Consider the following 23748-nt stretch of genomic DNA (forward strand, 5'->3'; position numbering starts at 1 on the left):
TTAAAAGGAAAAGATACCCTAAATATCTGGTTTCTTTGGAATCACCATGGTGAAGGTGCTGCCTTTTTCTGGGCTACTTTTGACCAGCACGTCACCACCATGCATCTCGACGAAGCTCTTTACCAGTACCAGGCCAAGACCGGTACCTTCGTATTCCCTGTTAGTAGCAGGATCAAGTTGTCTGAATGGTTTGAACAGTTCCTTTTGCTGATCTTCAGATATCCCGATACCTGTATCCTTCACGCTGACTGAAAGCTCATCGGGACTGCATTCAGCTAAAATCCAGACACTGCCACCTGCGGGAGTGAACTTTATTGCATTGCTGAGCAGGTTGTACAGAGCCTGTCTGATCTTCAGCTTATCACCATATACGTCACAATCCGGAATATCATCTTCAATGAGAAGACTAATGTCTTTGTTAGCTGCAAGAGGTTCCATGTTCTGCATCAGTTCATCGAGCAGTTCGCTCATTAAAAAAAACTCCGGACTGAGGTCCATTTTACCGGCCTCTATCTTTGAGATATCAAGAATGTCGTTTATGATATTGAGCAGATGCCTTCCACTCCGGTTGATATTGGAAACGTATTTATTCTGTTTGGGGTTCAGTTTTCCGAAAATTTCCTCATCCAGCATATCAGAAAAGCCGATTATGGAGTTTAAGGGAGTTCGCAGTTCATGGCTCATATTGGCAAGGAACTGGCTCTTTGTCTGATTGGCGGATTCGGCCACCATTTTTGCTTCAACAAGGGCAACTTCGGCTTTCTTGCTTTCGGTAATATCAAATATGATACCCTGAAGTGAGATAGCGTTCCCTCTGGAATCACGCATTATAACTGTCCTTTCATCTACCCAGCATATCTCCCCGGACTTTGTCAATATCCTGTACTCCTGCTGTATTTCGTTCTTATTTCCTTTAAGCTCGTGGTTCAACCTGCTCAATACACGTTCACGGTCTTCGGGGTGGACAATTTCCAGATACCACATGTGGCCGCTTACTATCTCTTTCGGGGAATAGCCAATATTTCTGATACCCCCGGAGATCAGTTCCACAGGCCACTCGTCGGTTAAACTGGATTTGAATACTATTACAGGACTGCTGTCTACAACCTTTTTCATCTCCTTCATGAACACGGTGGATCTTTCCAGTGCTTCCAGTATATCGTTCAAGCCTTCTGGAATCTTCCTGAAATCAATTTCCACATCAGTATCTGCCCTGCTATCCAGTTTACCTTCCAGAGCTTCATGGGAGATATTCTGGAAATCTCCCACGATCCTGTTAATCGGATGTGTTACGGACCTTGCTACAATAAACGCCACAGCACCCATAAAAATGGTTGACAGAACAGATATTGCTACAAGTTGTCCTTGTAATTCATTTACCCCGGCAAACATCTCTTCTTCGGGGACCACGAGAACAAAGGAAGAAGCACCTGAACTTATAGGTTCATAGAACATAACGACCTTCCTGCCGGTGCTGGGATCAACAGTCCTGACATGCCCGTCCCTTCCATTTTTAATATCATCTGCCATTTCCCTGAAGGCAGGGTCCTTAAAATCATGGAGATTCCGGATACCTATCCATCCTTTTTCAGTGGGATGAGACATCAATATCCCCGCACTGCTTACCATAAATGCATAACCGCTGTCAAATATTGTCACATTACTGACAGTACTGTCTATGTGATCCAGAGACAGGTCCACGCCCCCTATACCCTGAAAGGTGCCGTTATCGATTATAGGGGAAACAAAACTCACAAGCATTATACCTTCATAGAAATCCGGTTCAGTAACAATATCCGTACCATAATATTTGGGTAACTGATAGTAATCGTATGTCTGGTAATAGAGAAGCGGATCCATCCGGACCGGGCCATTGAGTTTGTTCCAGTAGGGTATGAATCGTCCGGTTCCGTCATGGCCCTCCGTGAACGCATACTCGGCATCCATGCCGTCAAATGCATCGGGTTCATAGCACACATAGGTACCAAGCAGCTCAGGGTTATCCAGCAGGATCTGCCTTAGCATGTTGTTCACTTCACTGCGATTACTACCCTCATACTGTTTCATGGTACTGGAAATAGTACGTGCCAGAACCATACTTGTGTGCATGTCCGTATCGAATCTGTTCGCGTAGTTCTCGGCCGTGATCATGGATTGCCGGTAAGCAAGCTCTGTATGCTGATCCTTTACAGTAGAAGTAATGCCCATTGTGGCCACTAGCATGACAATCACAGTTCCGGCTGTTATCAGAAACAGTAATTTGGTCTCAAGTTCTACATCTTTCCATTTCATTTCATTCTGGATGCAGTGGAATTTTTGTCTGTTTTACAGTGAAACTACATCCATTTGTATAGTAAATATATATTTATCTTTATTAAAATAACATGTTTTTTTATATATTACTTTATGGGAAGCAGGATCAAATTGCTATTTGAGGACTGAATCCGGAAAAAGAAAAGTCTGACTGAGTATCAGATAGGTAGTCAACGATATGAGTGTCGTGAAAAGTAAAAAGCGATTCCAGCGGGGCCACGGAACAAAAGTACATAAACATTTCCAACATTTTAGAAAATGATGACTCGCAATGTAGATGACGTACACTCCTTTGAGACTCGTTTTCTCCGTGCAAAACAAAGAGTGGAAAAAATAGACACTTAGCATAGGAATAAGGATCTTATCAATAAGTTCATTATTAACTGCAGAAGGGAAGGCTTGAAAAAAGCAGCTGCAATAGCAACGGATCCGAAGATCAATGATATCTATTTATAAAAGAGAATGTTCATTGTTTTAATCCGGAATCATTTCAACTAATGTACTCAAACTGATATTTCCATGAGGGCCAACAGCAGTTCCATCATCTTTCAAAGTCAATTTTCCTTGCATGGAACCAAGAACAAAGTAGTGTTTAGGCCCTATATCTTTTGTATACTTCCAGTCATCTTCTACTAAATAAAGTAAAACATTTTCTCCGGGCTGAAAACTAGCTTCATAGTCTGCTGTACTTACATCATTATCTACAGTACCGGTAAGTATTCTCACTATTACTTCATCTTCATCTAATTGATTTTTTAGATATTCGTTCACGGTTATTACCACATCGGTGTAAATTACATCATTTGATTCAAAGTCCTCAATCGAATCATGGGGTCTTTTAACATCTGCAGTATTCCATTTACTCGGCAGAAACTCCTTCATTGTACCTATGATAATTACATCAGATTTCTTGGGAAGGTAATCATAGCTCACATATTCAATTTCAGGATAAGAATGTGCTGTCAGACCTTCAGATTCATTTTCATGAATTGTGAGTTCTCTATGCCCTTCAAAAAACTCAGAGTTTCCAGCAGAATCTGTTCCTGAATTCAGAATCAAACAGCCTGATAAACTAATGGCTAAGTAAACTGACAAAAGTATGATTACGGTATTTTTTAACTTTTGTATTGGTATTTTACCCATGAAAATCCTCTGTATTTTGCAAATATGCAGTCCTCCGATAATGTCTAATGTACAATACACTCAATATTGGCAATAGCAAAAAAAAACCTAATAGTTTGATGTTAGAAACAATATCTAACCAGAAAAACTGGACCATTAGTTCATCTATCCATCCCATTTCCAGTTTTATGGTGTGGAATATTACAGGGACAATAACAACAACAATTGGCAGCAAAGCAATTATTTTCATCTCCGTAGTAATTTTCCTAAGATCATAATTTATTGAGGGAAGCAAGTAAATAAGCAAACTATAAGGGAGAATTACGATATACAAAAGTAGGGAAGGTAATTGATTATAAGGAAAACCCATGTAAAATATCTGGTCAGTTCTTGAATATATTACACTTTCTGCGACTGTCTGAATAGGGAACAACAAAGCATAGAAAAATGAATCAGGGTGGGCTTCATAAACCATAACTTTAGTATATCCAAATATAGCTACCATAGTCTGATATATTCCAGCAATTAATAGAGGTATAGAACACAATACTTTTTTAACATCCTTTCTACTCTGAAAGATATTCTGTACGATGGAAGCTAAGGGTATAACAAAAAGAATAAACGCACCTAAAGTGATCGATAAAGCAAATATATTTTGGATAAAACTAACTCCTGTTCCCATCATCATACCTATTGTTAACACAATAATAACCAATAACAGGTGTTGCATAACAAAAATAGGAGATTCTAAAGGCATTTTAGCCCTAACCCTCGATATAAATTGAATAAAGAAATTCATCGAACCACTACTTTTTACTACTCGAAAATGATATTTATCTTCAAAATTATAACTATTTTAAAATAAAAAGGGTTTAAACAAACCCTATACAATTACACCAATCTTACATAATATAATCATATAATCCATGATTATACTTTGCAGTTTCTCGGACACACTGAGCTGTATAATATCCTACATATATATCTGAATCGAAGTTTTGTGGATCATTAGTTACTTCATCCCAAATATAATCAAAATATTGGGCACTAAAATCAGCATTGTCTTCAGTAGCTTCTTCTGGATCAGTCACTGTTATAGACTGAGTATTGCCACTTACGTAATCACCAAACTCGTAATCAGTATCTGGAGCCCACTGATAGTAGATATAATTTTCGTAAGCATCATGTGCATTACTATTGAATAGATTCTCAACAAAATTCAGTGCCTGATCAAGTGCTCCTGATGAATGGAAAGGTATCCCAGCATCTGAGATATAGTGACTAGCGATTCCAAATTCTTGATGTGCAGCTACATAGTTTGAATTATCTGCATAAACTGCTGCAGTACCTGCAAAGGCATCACATCTTCCTGCAGCTCCGCCAACGCCATATTCAGCATCTTCATAGTGATTATAGTATCTGTACCCTGGAAGTTCAAATCCTGGCTCATCGGGATCAGCTGCTGTATCTCTTGCATATGATGCATATGCATCACAAGCATATCCTGCAAAATCCTCGTGAGGTGTAGAAGTCCACTTTATCCCAACATCTTGATAATCACTAAAAGCCTCTTTCTCGATCATAGGACCGATTTCAGCCATGAATTCATAGTCATCCTTGGTTATCTTATCTGGATACCTATCCCAAATATCCTGCAGCCCAGCTTTATACTCTTCCTTTTCTTTATCTGAAACGTCAAAATTGTCAATATATTTCATCTTAATAATTTGACTTTCAGGCTTTGTAGCAGCAAAAGCAAGCCCTCTAAAAGGCATATTTTTCACTACTTCTGGTAAAGAAGCCTGCAGTGTTAAATAATTTTCAACTTCTACTAAGCCTTTTTCACCCAATTCTGCTTCTAGGGATTCCATCTTTAGCTGAGCAGCATCCTTAACAACTATGTTTTCTTCAGCATTTGAAGCTGTTGATGTTGGTATAAGACATATACATAACATCACTGCGATACATATTATCAATGTACCATTTTTTTTATTCATTCTTTATTTACCTCATTTTGTCACTCCCGAAGCAAGATTACACAAGCTTTAAACCAAATCAAAGCTGACATTACCATGCCTCAGGGCAATTCCGAGATTCAAGTCCACATGCAATCTTGCTTGAATCTCGACTACACTTTTTAAGGTAGCAAATAAAAATAATTTTGATGCATATTAATTAATTTTGGCCACATCTTCCAACTCAAAGAAAAATATGGCCTCATAACCACTGTGTAAGTTTAGTTTAAACTATAACATGCTGAGTTGGAAGAATTTTATCACCTGCCTTTACTTGGCGGTTACGGAGCGTTTAAACTATAACATGCTGAGTTGGAAGATAAGGCCATAAATTGTATATATATTAGTTAAATACATTTACAAGTTCATAAAAAAGGTGATTAAAGTGATAAAAAGAATAACTATAGTCCTATTATTACTGTTGTTTTCAGCAGGATATGCAGTTGCAGAAGAAAATTCTACTTCGAATGAACTCTCTACTCATGGTTATATTGTAACACCATCAAATGATGTCAAAGATCCTTTCCAAATATTGAGGACTTCTGATACTATAACACAGGGAGAAACAAACTGGCATTATAAATTAATTAGTTCTTATATCACGACTATAGATGTAAACCTTAACTGGGGTAACACGTATAATTCTCTCAAGCTAACGATTTATACTCCCGAAGGCCATACGCTTGGTCCTTACTATGATAGTGCAGACGGATCTATTAATGGCAAGATTGACCTTGATATCACAAATCCAAATGGCATTGTTAAAGGAACATGGAACTACAAAGTGTATGGATATAGTGTATCAGGCACTGAATCATATACCATTTAACCATGGAGTCAAAAACGTTTATCAAAGCAGGATTTTTCCTGTTTTTTATATTAGGCATCAGTGTAACCGTTGTATTAGCTTCAGATGACAACGGTGGATATATAGTAACACCCACCACCGGTGAATATCCAGAAGGTGCAATTGTCGACCATACAGAAGCAGATGGAAATATCACTTTTTGGGATTTACCGCTATGGATACAAGTATCTGTTATCAGTGGGGTGCTAATTCCTGGAGTTGCTGCGTTTAAATATCTCCCAATTCTTCTGGGGAAACTTGCTAACATAAAAGAAAATCCCAAACTACATGCTATTCATTCATACATAAAGGAAAACCCTGGTTGCTTTGAAGCTAAAATTTCAAGAGACTTAGGTATAAAAAGAGGAACTCTTCGTTATTATCTTAGCCAATTAGCAGAACGAAATCTAATATCAACCATCAAGAAAGGCAAAGTCAAAAGTATTTTCCATACAAGTTTTTCTGGATCAAGCGAAGAGAAAAAATTACACCTACATCTAAAAAGCGATACTCGCAAGATTATACTTAGTGCTATAACCGAAAAGCCAGGTATAACAGGACAAAAATTGGCTTCTGAGTTAACACTGGATAAAAGTACAATTCATTGGCATGTCAGTGAACTCTTGGATGATGGTGTTGTCCACATTAAAAGAGATGGTCGATTCAACAGACATTATTTGAAAAGTGACTTTAAAATCGGTTTTGATTTTGAAAACAATATACAGAACGAAGACAGGAGTTCACAATTTTCTGCTTATAATGAATAACAACGTTTTTGCCAATATTTATAGGAATCTATTCGTCATCTTAACCCTTATCTTTAATACTTTTTGAATTCCCTACAGACCATCGTTTGCCTGAAAATATAAAGGCATTAGCCTAATTTCAAACATCAGAGAGGCATGTGATCACTTTAAGGAGTGGGGGTGGTTGGGTGGTATTTCCTTGAAAAAATAAAAGTTGAGATCACACACCTCTCAGATTTGAGATGCAGTTTTATTATAAAAATATAGTGTTTATAATTAACCAGGTCTCATATTTTAAACAAGAAGGATATTATTTTTATGTTCCAACACTTCAAGACCCTCCTCCATTTCTTTAACACTACTCGCATCAAGAGCATCCCGAAGTTCGGCCAGGCAGTTAGTACATATCAAATATTTGCCGATGAAGTGAACATACCCTTTGGCTATCGCATTATCTTCGAAAGGATGGTTACAAAAGAAACATTCATGAAACATTTATCTATTCCTCCATTCTGTGCAAATGTTGCTAACCAAACAAGAATGGAACATGCACATTAAAAAAGCTGACGCTGATGAAAGTATAATTATAATGACAAGTAAATATATATTGAAGTGTAAATAAAAAGGCATATATACTACAAAAGTTGAAAATTATATAGGAGTGGTGTTAGTGAACAAAGAAGATACTCGTGGAGGCCAGGCAATTTTTGAAAGAATATCCACACATTGTCCTGAAGTGGAAAAGTGGATCACCGATGCAGAGGATGTTGGTCAGGGAATTCGGACAGGTTGAAAAGAAGGATGAATAGAAGGAAAAGTGATCCTGAAAAGATGTCTTCTGGAGAGTTTCCAAGACTATTCCAGGCCCCGGGATAAAATTCACAAATATGTATATTCTTTTTAAAACAAACTTTTATAAAACATTAGCATTGGAAACATTTAATAACATCGCGATTCAATTTTAATATGGGTGAAACAACAGGAGGGGATAATATACCCAAATCAAAACAATGTCACCCGTGGGAGAGAGATCCTTATGATCTCCGACCTTACAAAGACACTGATGTGCTTGTTAAGGATAAACACAAGCTAAAAACAGTGAATCTCAACAGCCGTAACTGGCGTGAGATCCTTTAACTTTCTCTTTTTTAGGTGTTCAAAATATCTATAAAAAAAAGCACTAGCATTATAGGACTGCGTAAAATATTATAGCGATCCCGGAGGGATTTGAACCCCCGGCCCTCGGGTTAGAAGCCCGATGCTATATCCTGGCTAAGCCACGGGACCGCGCATTATGATTGCAGGGGTACGAAATAGACGTTTTAGCATAAAAGTCTTTTGTACCTGCAAACCGGCAGCATTTTCAGAAAGATATAGTGAATACAAATATATAATAGTTTGACATCAAATCTACCATCAATTTGATGAGGCTTTATTATGAGTGAACTTTTGATATATTACAACGGCGAGTTTGTCCCGAAATCCCAGGCCACCACTTCGATATACGACCACGGATTCCTCTATGGTGACGGTGTATTCGAGGGAATAAGGGCCTACAACGGACGTGTCTTCAAGTTAAGAGAGCATGTTGACAGGCTCTATGACTCTGCAAAGGCGATTGCCCTCAATATTCCTATGACAAAGGAGGAGATGGAAGAGGCCATTCTGGAGACACTCAGGAAGAACAACCTCAAGGATGCATACATAAGGCCGATCGTATCAAGGGGTGTCGGAGACCTCGGACTTGACCCGAGGAAGTGTCCCAAACCCAATGTCTACATCATCAGCCAGGAATGGGGAGCGATGTACGGGGACCTCTACGAGGTAGGACTTACCGGAGTTACCGTTGCTGTCAGAAGAAACTCAGCCGACGCACTCTCCCCGAACATCAAGTCACTTAACTATTTGAACAACATCCTCGCAAAGATCGAGGCAAATGAGAAAGGCGGTGATGAGGCCATTTTCTTTGACGGGAACGGCTATCTTTCTGAAGGTTCAGGAGACAATATCTTCATAATAAAGAACGGCAAGGTCTACACACCCCCGACGATCAACAACCTTAAGGGAATCACAAGGGCTACTGCAATCGAACTTCTCAAGGACATGGATATCGAGGTCTCCGTAGAGAATCTCGGACTTTTCGACCTCTATACCGCCGATGAGATATTTGTTACGGGAACTGCTGCAGAAGCCGCACCCCTTGTAAAGGTCGACGGGCGTGACATAGGTGACGGAAAGCCGGGACCCATCACAAAGAAGATGATTGCGGCTTTTGAGGATATAACTCAGAACAGCGGAACACCAATCTACTCATAATTCTTTTTTTTGAAGGGAAGCATTTTCCCTCCTTTATATTTTCAGAAATTGATCAGAAGTCCATTTTGCTACCACATAATTATATATTAATATTATAATATTATATATTCGACTAAGATAAACAGCTTAATCGAGGAATAAAAATGGACATAACAGGAAAAAAAGGTAAAGTAGTTATGCAGAATCTCAAATACCTCAATGATTCGGTAATGGCAATACTGCTGCTCATGCCCGTGACCCTTGTGATCACCTTTGAGGCCCTGGATGCAACCCATAACCTGAAATTACTCTCTATCGCCACATGGATCGTTTATCTCATGGGACTGTGGTATGTTGCAGCAAGGGTGTTCAAGCTCAACAAAACGCTTATAGCGTATCTTGACGAAGAGTAAGCCGAGCATAATGGAACGCAAGGAATTCAGGGAGCTTACCCCGGTAGAAGACGCAAGGAAGCTCATCAGCCGTATCAAGGCAACACCGGAAACTGAGACAGTAGCGATCGAGGATTCTGCAGGACGTATATTAGCAGAAGACGTTTTTTCACCGGTAGATGTGCCTGCATTTAACCGCTCCACAAAGGACGGTTATGCAATACGGGCCAAGGACAGTTATCAGGCAAGTGAGCCCGAACCTATTGAACTTAAGGTTACAGCCTCCATCCCTGCAGGTTGTGCTGAAGACTTTTTTGTAGATGATTTAGAGGCTATCGAGATATCCACGGGAGCACCCATGCCGGATGGTGCCGATGCTGTGGTCATGGTAGAGCAGACAAAGCAGGTGGACGGCAGTGTACTTGTTTATCAGCCAACACATATCAATGAGAACATCATGAAGGCAGGTTCCGATATCATGAAGGGGGAGCGTGTGCTCAGGAAGAATACGCGCATAGGATCCCGGGAGATCGGAGTGCTGGCATCGGTTGGTATGAGAGAAGTACCTGTGAAGAAACTGCTCATAGGTATTATTTCTACAGGTAACGAACTTATAGAACCCGGCAGGAAGCTTGGAAAGGGACTTATCTTCGACGCAAATTCCTATGCCATAGCTGCCAGTGTGGAAGAGGCCGGCGGGATTCCCAGAATGTATGGCATAATCCCGGATAATGAGAAACTAATGGAAGAAGCTCTGGAGAGAGCCATCCGGGAATGCAACATAGTTCTCACATCAGGGAGCACTTCCGCTGGTGTCGGGGATATAATGTATATGATCATCGAAGAGAAAGGAGAAACACTTACCCACGGAATTTCCATCAAACCCGGCAAACCCGTGGTCATAGGAATGATAGACGATGTTCCGACAATCGGTTTGCCCGGAAACCCCACATCGGCACTGAGTATATTCAACGAGTTCGTGGCGCCCATTATACATAATTCGCTGGGGACCACGCCATCTTTCAGGACAAAGGTGCAGGCGGTCATGGGTACGGGTCTGCGCTCCGGTGGTCGTGAGGAACTGTTCCCGGTAGGAGTCATCCGTGGGAGGGCCTATCCTGCGGACAAGACATCAGGAGCCATTACAACCCTCTCAGATGCCGACGGTATTATCGAGATCAGGGCGGAAACCGAATATGTAGAAGCCGGAAGTCCGGTAGAAGTTACGATGTTCGGTAACGTGAAGAGTCCCGATATTATGTATGTGGGCGGCCAGTGTCCAGGAATCGATATTCTGGAAGAAAGGACTGGCATGAACTTCAGGATGCTTAATATGGGTTCAAGTGCGGGTTTCACGGCAATTGCCGGCGGAACCACCGATATTGCCGGTGTGAACATGCCGGATGCTGATGGTAATTATAACCTGTCAGTTATCAGGAAAATGAACCTTTCTGACGTAGTGCTTGTCAGGGGCTACAGACGAGAGCTTGGGCTGATATTCAGGAAAGATATCGAAATTTCAGGACTTGAAGACCTGACAGAGGGAAATTACAGATTCATTAACAGAAACCGGGGCTCCGGAACCAGGGCTGTGCTTGAGAGAGAGCTTGGAATTCTGGCAGAGGAGAAAGGAATTTCCAGAGCGGAGCTTACAAAGAGTATCGAAGGATACAATTCCGCTTCAAAGACCCACCGCTCGGTCTGTGATGCAATAAAGGACGGCAGAGTTGATGTGGGATTCGGACTGAGGAGCGCTGCCGAGGAAACAGGACTTGGGTTCTTGAAGATCACAGAGGATGAGTTTGACTTTGTGATACGGAAGGATATTCTTGAGATCAGGGAAATTAAGACCTTCCTTGATACGCTCCGTTCAGAGGATTTTTCAAAGAGGCTCCCAAACGGTATTCGTACATATGAGATGACCGGTAGTATAATATCCTCCTTTTGAGGATATGAAGGGTCTGTAAAATCGGGAAAATGTTTTTTATTTTGACGTTATGGTAGGTTGCAAATGGGCTTACACGAGGACATACAGGAAGTAGAAGAGGAGATAAAGAAAACTCCTTACAACAAGGCAACATCGCATCACATAGGCAAACTGAAAGCAAAGCTTGCACGCCTGCGTGATGAAGTTGTAAAGAAAGCTGCAAGCAAGGGAGGCGGAGAAGGATACTCCGTCAGGAAATCAGGAGATGCCACGGTCACACTGGTAGGTTTCCCTTCAGTGGGAAAATCAACTCTCCTGAATAAGCTCACAGGTGCGAATTCAGAGGTGGGTGCCTATGAGTTCACAACACTGGATGTAATACCCGGTGTACTCAATCATAACAATGCAAGCATTCAGGTACTTGACGTACCCGGTCTGGTCAAGGGAGCGGCCAGCGGAAGAGGTCGCGGAAGGGAAGTCATTTCGGTTGTCAGGAACTGTGATCTTGTGCTTTTCATACTTGACGTGTTCCAGAACTACCACCACGATGTACTTATCCAGGAACTCTACGATGCAGGCATACGCCTGAACCAGAGGCCACCTGATGTCGTTATCAACAGACAAGACAGGGGCGGTGTGACTATCAGCAGTACAGTTGATCTTGACATCTCGGAGGACCTTATCAAGGACATACTCGGCGACTACAAGATACACAACGCCCACGTTCTGATCAGGGACAGTATCGATGTCGACCAGTTGATAGATGTGATCATGGGCAACAGGGTGTACATCCCGTCAGTTGTCGTGGTGAACAAGGTGGACATGGCGGACGAGTACATACTGGAGCAATGCAAGAAAGACTATCCGAACGCAACATACATCTCCGCCGACAAGGAGGAAAACCTTGAGGCTGTGAAGGATCTGATATTCGATTCACTGGACTTTATCCGCATATACCTAAAACCACAGGGCGGCCCCGCTGATCTGGAGGAGCCGCTGATCGTGCGCAAAGGTGCCACTGTCGGGGACATTTGTGACCACCTGCATCGCGATTTCAGAAGAAAGTTCAGATACTCGCTGGTATGGGGAGAGTCGGCCAAGCACCCCGGACAGAGAGCCGGTCTTGACCACACACTGTATGACAAGGACCTCCTGACACTTATCATCGCAAAATGAGAAGGGAAAAAGACCTCCCTACATAACAAATAAGTATTATAATGCATTTATTCTGCTAGACCAGCGTAGTCCCGTAGGGTAGTGGTCAATCCTTTCGGCCTTTGGAGCCGAAGACCGTGGTTCGAATCCGCGCGGGACTACCAACAATTTTTCAGTAATTCTATTGTGATAGTGCTTTTTTAAAAGATACTTCAAGCATCTATAACCAATCAAAATATTTTTTAATTCCGAGATCCACTTACCAACAAACCAATAATAACAGTTGCTGGGATGCCGATTAAACCAATTGCAAGAGTAATAGCTATAATAATATTTGCTTTTATAAGTTCAAATGCAGGATAAAATGTATCCCCTTCTGCTATTGGTGCATTGCTAAAAAGGACACTGAGTATAATGATTGTAATAATCAACGTGAGTGGGATTACTATAAACCTATTGTAAATTTCTTCCAATAAATCAACCACACTCTTATAATCTTTACAAAACAGTATATACATTTTTTTATTTCAATCGATTTGAATTAAAACAATATATTTTTATAATAAAACTTCTTCTCAAACCTGAGAAGTGTGTGATCTCAACATTTCTTTTCCCAAAGAATACCACCCAACAACCCCACTCCTAAAAGTGATCACATGCCTCTGTTTTGGATGGTGGATAATTAGTAGAGATGGCAAAAGCTTTATTTGTAACTCTATATAACATATGATAACAGTGCTATCACTGATCACTTTTACACTGGAAAAGCTTATATTCATTCCATGAGCAATAGTATTTATAATATAGGCTGATAGTAGCATCACAAAATTAGGATTATTGATTAATTATATGAATAAAATAGGTGGAGAAAGCATGTTTGACACACACGTATGCCAAAAGTTATCAAGTCTCAAAAAGAGGTCCGGTAAAACCAACCATTTGACCTTGGATGAAAAGGTCTTACTTGATAATTTCATTGAAGACAACCGTGGGTTGTTAAAGACCTTAGCTAAAATGTAATTTCTTCTTCTTTTTCTTCAGCATCTGAATTGTTTTTTTTGGGTAGGCACTTCATCAGCAAGCCTATGAATAAGTATACGGCACCTAGCTTTGTTCTTTTAATCATCCAGTTGAGCAGAAATTTAAATTTTCCTCGTTTGTAGGTATTCTCCCGAAGCCAAGTTTCAATATACTCCACATCTACTTCATATCTTGCAATTTGCAGAAGAAATTCTAATCTTTCCTCTTCAGTTGCATTGATGATATATCCCTCTGCTTCAAGCAAAATGTATGCAACTGCGAATCCTGTTCTTTTATTCCCATTTCTAAATGCATGGCGACATGTGATGGAATCGAGGGCAACCGATGCATTTTGAAATACATCGTTTTCTGGCTGAATTCTCCACTCAAATAATGTTTGTAAAGTACCCATCTCGTGTATTCCGGGTAAATAATCATCTGGGTTACTTATCTTATCTAGCTCTATAATCAAGTCATGGATTTCTATGACTTTTTCTATACTTAGATGAATTATTGGTTTTTGATCCATTGTATGCCCAGCTTTTTTAAGTCGACACTATGTAATGCGACTAACTATTAAAACTTATTTTGCGTCAATTTTCTAAGTCTATTCTTTTAAGTATTTATTGTGCCTTGTCATCTGCCTTACTAGTTTCAATATATAAGACAACTTGTTCCCATGATCCTTTCATCTTTTATATGCGTTTTATGGATTCGCATGTTTTTCCCAATTTGCATTCAGATTATATAAATAATGCAAACACAACCAGTAAACAGTATGGTTGTTTGAAAATAAAACAGTTAAGAATTGGTAAAATTGCTTTATATTATTCACTCCTCCCCATAAAATAACCAAATGGGGGAGTTCTTATGGAATCCTTATCGATTACAAAAGGAAACAATATTGAAAGAAGTAGCTTTGATGCAGATACCGAAGATGAAGATGCGGCCTATAGGCCTATGCTTCGTGGTATAATCAATACGCGTTGCAACTATGACGAGTCCAAGATAGATGAGCAGATAGAATAAGATTCACTATCTGCTGCCATCCCAATTCTATTTTGATACAAAACTCTCTGGTAACATATCAACTTACATCATCCCAAAATTTCATTTCTTAAAAAAGCTGAAAAGGACACAATCTGTTATTTTGTGTAACAGAATGACCCCAAAGGGAAAGGTGTTTCACAATTGAGAACAACTTATATATTAGAACGACAATCTTGGAATTAGATGATAGGCAGGATGAGACACCTGACAAACCACCACGCTTTAAGGTGCCTCTTTCCTTGTTGATCCGAGATGTCCCCACATCTCTTAAACCCCACTCCCCAACCCGCTTTTCGGTTGAGAAGGAAGATAAGGCGCCTGACAAACCACCACGCTTATGGCGCCTCTTTCCTTACGTATCCGAGATATTCCCCAATATCTCCTTTTAACTCCACTCCATAGCTTGTGAGCAACCCCATAATGCTCACAAGCTCTAATAAGCGGTTTTCACATATAACCAGAACGGATTTTAATCTTAGCATTGCTACTATCTTTTTTTAACAGGCAATGTTTTAGCGGTGTTGAATTTTCAGCAGGCAGCCGAAAATCAGAGACAAAACAGAAATATATCAGGCTGACTTCAATGTCCGAAAGCCGGATACTTCAAACACACTTTTGAGATGGGTCCGCAAAGACAGCATGATAATATATAAATAGTTATGGGAACAAAGTTATTATCAGGGAGTGTTAAGTGATCGATATTACACAAGAGATCCCCGGTGCAGGGAGTCTTCCCACCCGGAAATTCCTGGCACCTGAGATCATCCTGGGGGATGGTTGCAGGAGTTATATCGGCCAGTATGTACTCAGTTTATCCGGCAAGAGGATCTTTTTAGTCAGCGACCCGGGAGTCTTTGAAGCAGGCTGGGCCGGGGAAGTTGCAGATAATCTGGAATCCCTCGGACTGGATGTGGTAATCTACAACAGGGTATCTCCTAATCCCCGGGCTTCAGAGGTCATGCAGGGCGCCAGCATCTATTGTGAAGAGCAATGCGACCTGGTAGTGGCCGTTGGCGGTGGCAGTTCCATTGACTGCGGAAAGGGTATAGGTGCGGTAGCGTCCAACCGGAGCAATGTTCAGGATCTGGAAGGAGTGGACGAGGTTACCCTGCCTGCGCCTCCGATCATCTGCGTGCCCACAACAGCCGGCTCCTCTGCAGATGTATCCCAGTTTGCCATAATAACCGATGAAGCAAAAAAGCGCAAATTTGCCATAATCAGCAAGGCAATGCTTCCGGACCTTGCACTCATAGATCCCGAAACTACCATGACAATGAGTGCCGAGCTGACCGCATCCACAGGAATGGATGCCTTAAGCCATGCCTTTGAATCCTACGTATCCAACGCTTCATCTGCCATGACCGACATGTTTGCCCTGGAAGCTACCAGACTGTTAGCAGAATATCTACCAAAAGCATACGACGAGCCCGATAATCTGATGGTCAGGGACAGGGTCATGCTTGGAAGTATGTACGCGGGACTGGCATTTTCCAACGCCAGCCTGGGATTGGTGCATGCCATGGCACACAGTCTGGGAGGCTATCTCGATTCTGCCCATGGCGAATGTAACTCACAGCTTCTCGAGCATATTGTCAGCTTCAACTTCAGCAGTGCACCTGACAAATACAGAGACCTCGAGGCTGCCATGTCCGGGAAAAGAACATCAGAAAGCTACGGACCGGAAGGCCTGTTGCAGGAGATAAGGGAACTGACCGAACATCTGGATATCAGACCCGGCCTATCAAACATCGGAGTGAAAGAAGAGAATATCAAATTCCTCAGTGAGAACGCATTCATTGATCCCTGTCTTGCCACCAATCCACGTTCTGCCAGCATAGAAGACATAGAGAGAATTTACCATGAAGCACTCTGAAGATCAGGGCAGACAGGATCATCTACGCAAAAAGATCATCGGACTTGGTGAATCGTCACACAGGAAGAGTTACTACCCTCAGCTAAAGGAGCAGATCAACGAATTAAACCGGGCCCTGCGTGCATTGCAGGAAAGTGAGGAGAAATACAGGACCTATGTAAACATATCTCCTTCACCTATATTTGTAATGAACCTGCAGGGGAGTCTTGTTGATGTGAATCCTGCGGCATCCAGGATAACCGGTTATTCAAGAGAAGAGATACTGAACATGAGTCTCTCTGATTTTTTGATGCCTTTCAACAGGGAACAATATATCCAGCTTTTCAGGTCCCTGAATGAAAAAGGGGATCTTTCAGGAGAATTCCCATTTGTGAACAGGGATGACGATATAATCTACATGGAAGTCAACGCTGTAAGGATTCCCGGTAACAGATTCCTTGCAATATGCATGGACGTTACTGAGAAAAAGAAAGCAGAAGACAAAATATTGCAGGCAAAGATAGCTGCGGAGAACGCAAACCGTACCAAGAGCGAATTCCTTGCCAATATGAGCCATGAACTGAGAACTCCGCTAAACTCCATAATCGGATTTTCCGACGTTCTGCTTAATGAGGTCGCAGGTGAGGTTAACGAGCAGCAATACCGTTATCTTAATCATATTTCCCAGAGCGGAAGGCATCTGCTCAATATAATCAATGAGATACTGGATATTTCCAAGATCGAATCCGGAAAAATAACACTGCACCGGGAAAAGGTAAGTCTGCCAGAAGTATATGAGGAAGTTTATTCCAACCTGAAGTACCTTGCAGATAACAAGAACATTGAGATCGACGTATCAACGAATTCCTATACAAGCTGCGTTTATGCCGATAGGGCAAAACTAAAACAGATACTCTATAACCTCGTAGGCAATGCTATCAAATTCACGGAAAACGGAGGGAATATAAGAATTGATACCGAGAACGGGGATAAATTTGTCCGCATTTCCGTGACAGACACAGGAATCGGCATCAACAGGGAAGATATGAAAAAGCTCTTCACACCCTTCGTACAGCTGGATTCCTCAAAATCAAGAAGATATGAGGGTACGGGCCTCGGACTTGCATTATCCAGAGAGCTGGTTGAACTTCACGAAGGAAATATATGGGCTGAAAGTGAACCCGGAAAGGGAAGTACCTTTACTTTTACATTGCCTGTCTGTGTATAATATTTCCTGCACAGTTTGCCAGGTACATTAATCCCATTGGAGAAATCCAATTTTTTGTTCTTGCCACCTGAAAGAGATACAAGCTCTGCACATATACTATACCTCATGAAAGAACAGTAACTTTCTAAAATCAAAAAAATGATTATGAGTAGTATTACCACTTTTCAATATTATGAATAATGTTTAAGTAGTTTCACATGAAACGGAAGATATCTACAAAAGTGGTGGTAGAAATGAAAAATAATGGTATAAAAATAAGCATCCTACTGCTTGCAGCATTGGCAGTGGTGATCGGAACAGCTTCAGCGACCCCCTCCGTGCAACTTATTGACGGAGAATGTGATCTTGACATATGGACCTATGGTAACCACGACATTATAACAAGTGGATATGAAGACTATTTTGAAACAAGCATAGATGGCAACATATGGACAGATGACGATGGCAGACTTGCCATAATCATGGAAGAAGGGTCCATGACCATAAATACAGAATATCCGACCGAGTGTTTCTGCATAGTATTCGCCAGTGACAAAAATGACGGCTATGCACAGGTTTACGTGGATGATGTAATGGTATGGGAAGGTGATACCTGGGCCTCAACTGATACAGAAAAACCAATTGAGGATCAAAAAATAAGATCACTGAAAATCACTGATCTGGACAGCAATACTCATACGATAAAAATAGTAAATCCAGATATAACAAATTCAGTACAGATTCAGAGTGCTGAATGCGTACACAACGGCCATGTAACCATCTACAAGTACGGATACGACTGCCCGACCGAGGAGATTCCCGAATTCCCGACAGTCGCACTTCCGGTAGCCGCAGTATTGGGACTTGCATTCCTGTTCCAGAGAAGAGAATAAATCAATTGAATGAAGCTCAATGAGCTTCACACTTTTCTATTTTATTATACATCAAACCATTTTTTGCTTAATTTAATTGTCAATCGGTTTTTATCCCTGGATACAATATTGAATTACCTCCTGGACTTTAAAACAACTGCAATTAATCCAATAACGCAAAGTGCCATTAAGGAGCTGAATGACGGTGCAGCTTCTGATGAATCTTCAGTGGGTTCGACAGCTGACTCATCGCCAGAAATATCTTCTTCATCAATGGATTCTGAAACTGGCTCTTCGGTTTCTTCCTCTTCTTCAGGGGATTCCACCATTGCATCTTCTGCCATTTCGGATACGGGTTCTTCTTTTTTCTCTGCCTGCGGGATTTCCACAAAGAAAGACGTGTACGGTGTGACAAATCCATATTCAAGAGAAAGATCCGTGATATCAGAGACCAGTTCTTCTGTCTCACCCTCTACCTTCATCATATCAAGTTTTTTCTTTATGGTATTGTAAGCCCAGAGGCGGGGAATGAAATCATTGCCTTCCTCGGACTGAATCTGGAAATCGTGTTCAGAAACATACATACCATTTCTTACACCACCACTTGCCCTGGCAGTAACTTCATCGGCATCAGCTTCGTACTTACCAAGAACAATAGACTCGGAACCCACAAACAGGTGGTCCTTTCCGGTAGTAACGACATCGGATGTAACATCATCATAGCTTAACACAAGATCTATGACAAGTGGTGTCGAGATCGTTTCATAGAAATGGGTGATGCCTTCGGTGGCCTCGGAATCGGGTTCAAAGTAGACTGCAATCCCCTTGTTCTCCAGACTCAGAGCCTGCAGGAAATTGAAATCATAGTCGAACTCCCTGCCAAAGGCTATAGTGAATATAGAAGCGTCCACATTATTGGCCTCCAGCACGTTCTGCCGGATAACCGCGGTGGATTTTACACCTTCCGAAGGGTCCCCGTCCGTGAGAAAAACTATAATCGGCAGGTTATCGCTTTTAGCAGAGAACATATCAATTGCCGTGAGCAGGGCTTCGTTGATATTTGTGCCCCCGTTAGCATTTGTATTTACCACCACTGACGTTGCCTGCTGCTTATTAGATTCGTTCGCAGCCAGGATATATTCGCTATGCGGATACATGAAAGCGTCAAAGAAAATCACATTGAAATTATCATCTTCGGGCAGATCGCCTATTATTTGTGAGAAAGCCTCCTTGACATCAGCTATCCTTTCCCCGGACATGGAACCTGACTTATCTATCAGAAAAATAATGTCCTTGTTCAGGGGAGATATATCCATATCATCCGCAGTCGGGGAAAAGACATGCATGAAATATCCCGTACCATTAAGCTCATAGAACTTCATCTCGCCGTCCTCGTCTGTATTTTCGGTTTTGAATATGACATTCATGTCACTTTGAGGCAGGCTGTTAGAACTGTATTCCACATGGGCACTGGTTGGAGACGGATAGTTGATATCCGAAGCAAATTCTGGAGTTTCCACACTCAGCACATCCGTGGAGGAATTGATATCCACGGAAATGGTCAAATCATCCACACGATGGTTGCTGCGTAGGTATTGCAGATAATCATACTCACCCATATCTCTTGTCAGAGCCTGCTCATAGGTCATCCTAATCACAATACTCTGCCCGGCATCAAAGTTCAAAGAATATGAGAACAGTTCGGAATCCCTTGTCTCCAGAAGACCTGCAGTTCTGCCACTTGACACAGCTTCTTCGAATTGCTGCCTGGCTTCTTCCTTTATCAGAATTTCAGCAGGGTACTCCTTCCCGTCGATACTTATAGAAAAATCAGACATAAAGGCGTTTTCCGGGATCAGGATCTCAAAACTGTCAGTTATCGAAAAATTATTCGCATTAACAAGTTTCTCCTCAACCGTGGTAACGGCATAGCCATCATTGATCTCCACATCTATATCCATATATTCAGATTCGATATATGTTCCCAAACTCTCTTCTGCAACAGACTCCGCATTTACAGGCAGTACGATTAACAACAAAGACAACAGGAGCAATAAAGTACAGGCAATTGTCCTGAAAGGCTTTTTTTGAAACTTTTGGAATTTCATGATAAGAACATCCTTTGAGTACTGGAAAATACCTGCAGGTAGAATCCAACGGTGGTACATCCAAAGATTATAAGACAACTATTAAAAATATTATGGCCGTATGTCCAACTATTCAGGAACAACTAAAAATAACGATAGTATTTTGTACTCAGAATCTGTCAGTAAATCATCCGCCATGAAGCACAGGTGGATAAATTCCATCAGATTTTTTGAACGCTCAGTTATTTATATGCTAACGCCGTTAACGAAGCTGAAGGTGTGTGGATCATTTTTTTATACCACCCAACCAACCACCCCCACTCCTTAAATCACACACCTTCTTTTGTAAATACATGAAAAATACCTGGCATTAGCCAGAAAGCTATTTTAATTATGCAAATTTTTTCAGGGCCTTTTTGTTGACAACATTCTGCGGATCTCCTTGCAGGAAATAACTGATATTATCCACAGTGACCGATGTGCACTCATCAATAGATTCCTCTGAAAGGAAGGCTATGTGAGGTGTCAGCAACACATTATCAAGCCGGAGGAACGGACTGTTTGATGGAAGGGGTTCTTTCTCGAATACATCAAGCCCGGCGGCCGCAATATCACCACTACGCAGAGCACTCAGTAGAGCTGCCTCATCAACAACCTCTCCCCTTGCAGTATTGATAAGAATGGAGGTTGATTTCATCTTCATCAGTTCTTCGGCACCTATCATTTTTTCAGTAGAGGGTGTAAGAGGTACATGTAGTGTGAGGATATCGGATTCTTCAAGCAGAGTATCCATATCCACGAATCTGACACCAAGCTGCTTCTCTTTAACCGGATCCGGATGGGCCGTGTAGGCCAGTACCTGCATCTTGTAACCATGTGCGATCTCTATAACCCTGCTTCCGATATTGCCGGTACCGATGACACCCAGGGTCTTACCCATAAGCTGATTACCCCTGTAAGCTTCGCAGATGTAATCCCTCCATTCAAATTCTCCTTCTCTGAGAGACATGTCCGCCTTATGCAAACGTCTCAAAAGATTCAGAACCTGGGCGAAAACAAATTCAGCAACCGCATCAAAGGCGTAGCCCGGCACATTCGAGACTACGATACCCTTCCTGCTGGCAGTATCAATGTCGATATGGTCATAACCTGTCTGCCATACGGCAAGCATCTTGAGATTCTTTGCAGCTTCAAGGACCCTTGCAGAAAAACCATACCTTCCGGCGATCACGATGTCCGCATCCTTAATGCGTTCGATAAGTTCGTCATCAGAGGACGGCCAAGTATTATAGACCTTCAGCTCGCCCATTTCTTCAAGCTTTTGATGATATTCAAGCTGCAGAACTATAGGATCAGATACGACTATCTTCATAAATTTCCCCCATTGCCCTATAAATTGCAGCAAATTTACATATTACGCCCGGGATTTTCCGAATTTGCCCATAAGTTCTCCTTTATCGATTATATGAGACCTCATGGCATTCTCCACCTCATTTCTGCTTGTCCCTGTCCGCAGATCCAGTCGGGTGTCAAGTGCATATACCATGAAGTAATAGCTGTGTGTACCCGAAGAAGGACATGGACCACAGTATGACACTTCATTAAAACCATTCATCCCCTCCACTCCCGGAACCGAGTTCTCAGCTATTGCTTCAACAAAGGGTATGTTCCATACTATCCAGTGAGTCATTGTGCCTGAAGATGAATCAATACCATCCACCATCACCACAAGACTCATTGTTGTCGAAGGCAGATCATAGAACTGCAGGGGAGGGCTGATGTTCTCTCCCTCACAGGTATATTTGGCAGGTATCGTTTCGCCGTTCTCAAAAGCACTGCTTACAACTCTCATTCTTTATCACCTTAAACTTATCACTTATATCAAATCAACAGAAACATGCTACTGCATCACCACAATACATAATTGTTTCATAGCTTCCGACCTGTGTCCCGGTTTAACTATAAACCGTAACGCATGATCCGGAAGCTGTCCCTGAATCCGGCAGACAGAGTTTCACTATATTCGCAGCCACGTCTTCGGGTTTAAGAGAGGGGATGTTGTGATAGAGAGACCTGTACATGTCCGTATCCACTCCGCCCGGACAGACCGCATACACACCTACCTTTCCTGAAACTTCCTGTGCCACAGATTCTGTAAGTCCGATCACCGCAAACTTTGAAGCGGAGTATACAGAAAGCTGTCCTATTCCGGTTTTACCGGCACCTGATGAAACATTGACAATTGTGCCATGACCTCTCTCAAGCATATGGGGCAGCACATATCTGGTGCACAGGAAAAGACCCCTTACATTGACATCCATGACAGTATCGAACTCTTCCACACTTGTCTCAACCAGGGGCTTTTTCACAGCAACACCTGCATTGTTGACAAGGATGTCTATAGCACCGAAGTGATCGATTGCCTTTTCCACCATGTTCTCCACATTGGACCTCTCCCGAAGGTTGGCTGTGATGGCAATTGACTCACGACCCATATCCTCCACCATATTTCGGACTTCATCTATCTCATCCCTGCTTCTTGCAGTCACAACAATATTTGCACCTTTTTCTGCCAGAGCAATACATGTTGCTTTTCCGATACCTCTGCTTCCACCGGTTACGATAGCCGTTTTATTTTCAAGCTCCAGTCTATTTCCCAGAATAGATTACACCCCGAACAATAAATTGGAAGGGCACCGATCATAAATATTGTGCCAGCAACCCCGTATCAAATTCACTCCTTATCTTCAAGACGTTCAGCATGCTTAATAGTACTACCGAATCAAAGGTATAAGGCATTGGATCAGACAGATGATACAATGCCTTCCGACTCGATTTTAAACAGGAA

22 protein-coding genes and 2 tRNA genes are annotated in these 23748 nt (G+C 41.7%); 13 read left to right on the forward strand and 11 right to left on the reverse strand.

The features are described 5' to 3' along the window. Positions 1–18 precede the first annotated feature (18 nt). From HWN40_RS00155 to HWN40_RS00170, 4 genes are all read right to left on the reverse strand, one after another. A complete protein-coding gene (locus HWN40_RS00155; RefSeq protein ID WP_176963863.1) occupies positions 19–2292 on the reverse strand; it encodes an ATP-binding protein in 2274 nt (757 codons plus the stop codon). Between the two features lie 495 nt (positions 2293–2787). Further along, positions 2788–3456 (reverse strand): hypothetical protein, encoded by a 669-nt coding sequence (locus HWN40_RS00160; RefSeq protein ID WP_176963864.1) that lies wholly within the window; start codon positions 3454–3456, stop codon positions 2788–2790. Then, positions 3449–4234 carry a hypothetical protein gene (locus tag HWN40_RS00165; protein WP_176963865.1) on the reverse strand — a complete coding sequence of 262 codons (786 nt, stop codon included), beginning with the start codon at positions 4232–4234 and terminating at the stop codon, positions 3449–3451. The genes HWN40_RS00160 and HWN40_RS00165 overlap by 8 nt, the downstream gene beginning before the upstream one ends. A 103-nt stretch (positions 4235–4337) precedes the next feature. Then, the gene (locus HWN40_RS00170; protein WP_176963866.1) at positions 4338–5432 is read right to left on the reverse strand and encodes a phospholipase C/P1 nuclease family protein; all 1095 of its coding nucleotides are present in this window, start codon (positions 5430–5432) and stop codon (positions 4338–4340) included. Positions 5433–5835: 403 nt separating this feature from the next. Between HWN40_RS00170 and HWN40_RS00175 the strand changes: the two genes are divergently transcribed. The 4 genes from HWN40_RS00175 (at position 5836) to HWN40_RS00185 (ending at position 8180) form a co-directional block, all read left to right on the forward strand. Next, positions 5836–6279: a hypothetical protein gene (locus HWN40_RS00175; protein WP_176963867.1), complete on the forward strand. Its 444-nt coding sequence runs from the start codon at positions 5836–5838 to the stop codon at positions 6277–6279. A gap of 2 nt (positions 6280–6281) precedes the next feature. After that, on the forward strand, positions 6282–7064 hold the full coding sequence (locus HWN40_RS00180; protein WP_176963868.1) for a winged helix-turn-helix transcriptional regulator: 783 nt from the start codon (positions 6282–6284) through the stop codon (positions 7062–7064). A gap of 649 nt (positions 7065–7713) precedes the next feature. Further along, on the forward strand, positions 7714–7836 hold the full coding sequence (locus HWN40_RS13600; protein WP_281361355.1) for a hypothetical protein: 123 nt from the start codon (positions 7714–7716) through the stop codon (positions 7834–7836). A 173-nt stretch (positions 7837–8009) separates the two neighbouring features. Beyond that, positions 8010–8180, forward strand: coding sequence for a hypothetical protein (locus HWN40_RS00185; RefSeq protein ID WP_176963869.1), 171 nt, complete (start codon positions 8010–8012; stop codon positions 8178–8180). Between the two features lie 75 nt (positions 8181–8255). Here HWN40_RS00185 and HWN40_RS00190 read toward each other — a convergent pair. Next, positions 8256–8330: transfer RNA gene (locus tag HWN40_RS00190), tRNA-Arg, on the reverse strand. Between the two features lie 150 nt (positions 8331–8480). Between HWN40_RS00190 and ilvE the strand changes: the two genes are divergently transcribed. The 5 genes from ilvE (at position 8481) to HWN40_RS00215 (ending at position 12976) form a co-directional block, all read left to right on the forward strand. Then, positions 8481–9359, forward strand: coding sequence for a branched-chain-amino-acid transaminase (ilvE, locus tag HWN40_RS00195; protein WP_176963870.1), 879 nt, complete (start codon positions 8481–8483; stop codon positions 9357–9359). Between the two features lie 143 nt (positions 9360–9502). Beyond that, positions 9503–9751 carry a sodium:proton antiporter gene (locus HWN40_RS00200; RefSeq protein WP_176963871.1) on the forward strand — a complete coding sequence of 83 codons (249 nt, stop codon included), beginning with the start codon at positions 9503–9505 and terminating at the stop codon, positions 9749–9751. 10 nt (positions 9752–9761) lie between these two features. After that, a complete protein-coding gene (locus HWN40_RS00205) occupies positions 9762–11678 on the forward strand; it encodes a molybdopterin biosynthesis protein (RefSeq protein WP_176963872.1) in 1917 nt (638 codons plus the stop codon). 63 nt (positions 11679–11741) lie between these two features. Beyond that, positions 11742–12833, forward strand: a complete 1092-nt coding sequence (locus HWN40_RS00210; RefSeq protein WP_176963873.1) for an OBG GTPase family GTP-binding protein — start codon at positions 11742–11744, stop codon at positions 12831–12833. A gap of 67 nt (positions 12834–12900) precedes the next feature. Continuing rightward, positions 12901–12976, forward strand: a tRNA-Gln gene (locus HWN40_RS00215). Between the two features lie 78 nt (positions 12977–13054). On the opposite strand, the gene HWN40_RS00220 is transcribed toward HWN40_RS00215, so the two are convergent. After that, positions 13055–13297, reverse strand: a complete 243-nt coding sequence (locus HWN40_RS00220) for a hypothetical protein (RefSeq protein ID WP_176963874.1) — start codon at positions 13295–13297, stop codon at positions 13055–13057. Between the two features lie 524 nt (positions 13298–13821). Further along, the gene (locus tag HWN40_RS00225; RefSeq protein WP_176963875.1) at positions 13822–14361 is read right to left on the reverse strand and encodes a type II toxin-antitoxin system death-on-curing family toxin; all 540 of its coding nucleotides are present in this window, start codon (positions 14359–14361) and stop codon (positions 13822–13824) included. A gap of 341 nt (positions 14362–14702) precedes the next feature. Between HWN40_RS00225 and HWN40_RS00230 the strand changes: the two genes are divergently transcribed. From HWN40_RS00230 to HWN40_RS13485, 4 genes are all read left to right on the forward strand, one after another. After that, on the forward strand, positions 14703–14861 hold the full coding sequence (locus tag HWN40_RS00230; protein ID WP_176963876.1) for a hypothetical protein: 159 nt from the start codon (positions 14703–14705) through the stop codon (positions 14859–14861). 712 nt (positions 14862–15573) lie between these two features. Then, entirely contained in the window at positions 15574–16755 is a 1182-nt protein-coding gene (ercA, locus tag HWN40_RS00235; protein WP_218165474.1) for an alcohol dehydrogenase-like regulatory protein ErcA, read from the forward strand. After that, a complete protein-coding gene (locus HWN40_RS00240) occupies positions 16742–17962 on the forward strand; it encodes a PAS domain-containing sensor histidine kinase (RefSeq protein ID WP_176963877.1) in 1221 nt (406 codons plus the stop codon). Before ercA ends, HWN40_RS00240 begins: the two co-directional genes overlap by 14 nt. 233 nt (positions 17963–18195) lie before the next feature. Then, on the forward strand, positions 18196–18834 hold the full coding sequence (locus HWN40_RS13485) for a PEF-CTERM sorting domain-containing protein (RefSeq protein WP_246275938.1): 639 nt from the start codon (positions 18196–18198) through the stop codon (positions 18832–18834). 113 nt (positions 18835–18947) lie between these two features. Here HWN40_RS13485 and HWN40_RS00250 read toward each other — a convergent pair whose 3' ends face one another. From HWN40_RS00250 to HWN40_RS00265, 4 genes are all read right to left on the reverse strand, one after another. Continuing rightward, positions 18948–20921 (reverse strand): VIT and vWA domain-containing protein, encoded by a 1974-nt coding sequence (locus HWN40_RS00250; protein ID WP_176963878.1) that lies wholly within the window; start codon positions 20919–20921, stop codon positions 18948–18950. Positions 20922–21291: 370 nt separating this feature from the next. After that, positions 21292–22272: a 2-hydroxyacid dehydrogenase gene (locus HWN40_RS00255; protein WP_176963879.1), complete on the reverse strand. Its 981-nt coding sequence runs from the start codon at positions 22270–22272 to the stop codon at positions 21292–21294. Positions 22273–22314: 42 nt separating this feature from the next. After that, positions 22315–22752 carry a YbhB/YbcL family Raf kinase inhibitor-like protein gene (locus HWN40_RS00260; RefSeq protein WP_176963880.1) on the reverse strand — a complete coding sequence of 146 codons (438 nt, stop codon included), beginning with the start codon at positions 22750–22752 and terminating at the stop codon, positions 22315–22317. A gap of 103 nt (positions 22753–22855) precedes the next feature. Beyond that, entirely contained in the window at positions 22856–23563 is a 708-nt protein-coding gene (locus tag HWN40_RS00265; protein WP_343044109.1) for an SDR family NAD(P)-dependent oxidoreductase, read from the reverse strand. Positions 23564–23748: the final 185 nt, after the last annotated feature.

The organism is Methanolobus zinderi, from assembly GCF_013388255.1.
In the GTDB taxonomy this organism is placed as follows: Archaea; Halobacteriota; Methanosarcinia; order Methanosarcinales; family Methanosarcinaceae; genus Methanolobus; species Methanolobus zinderi.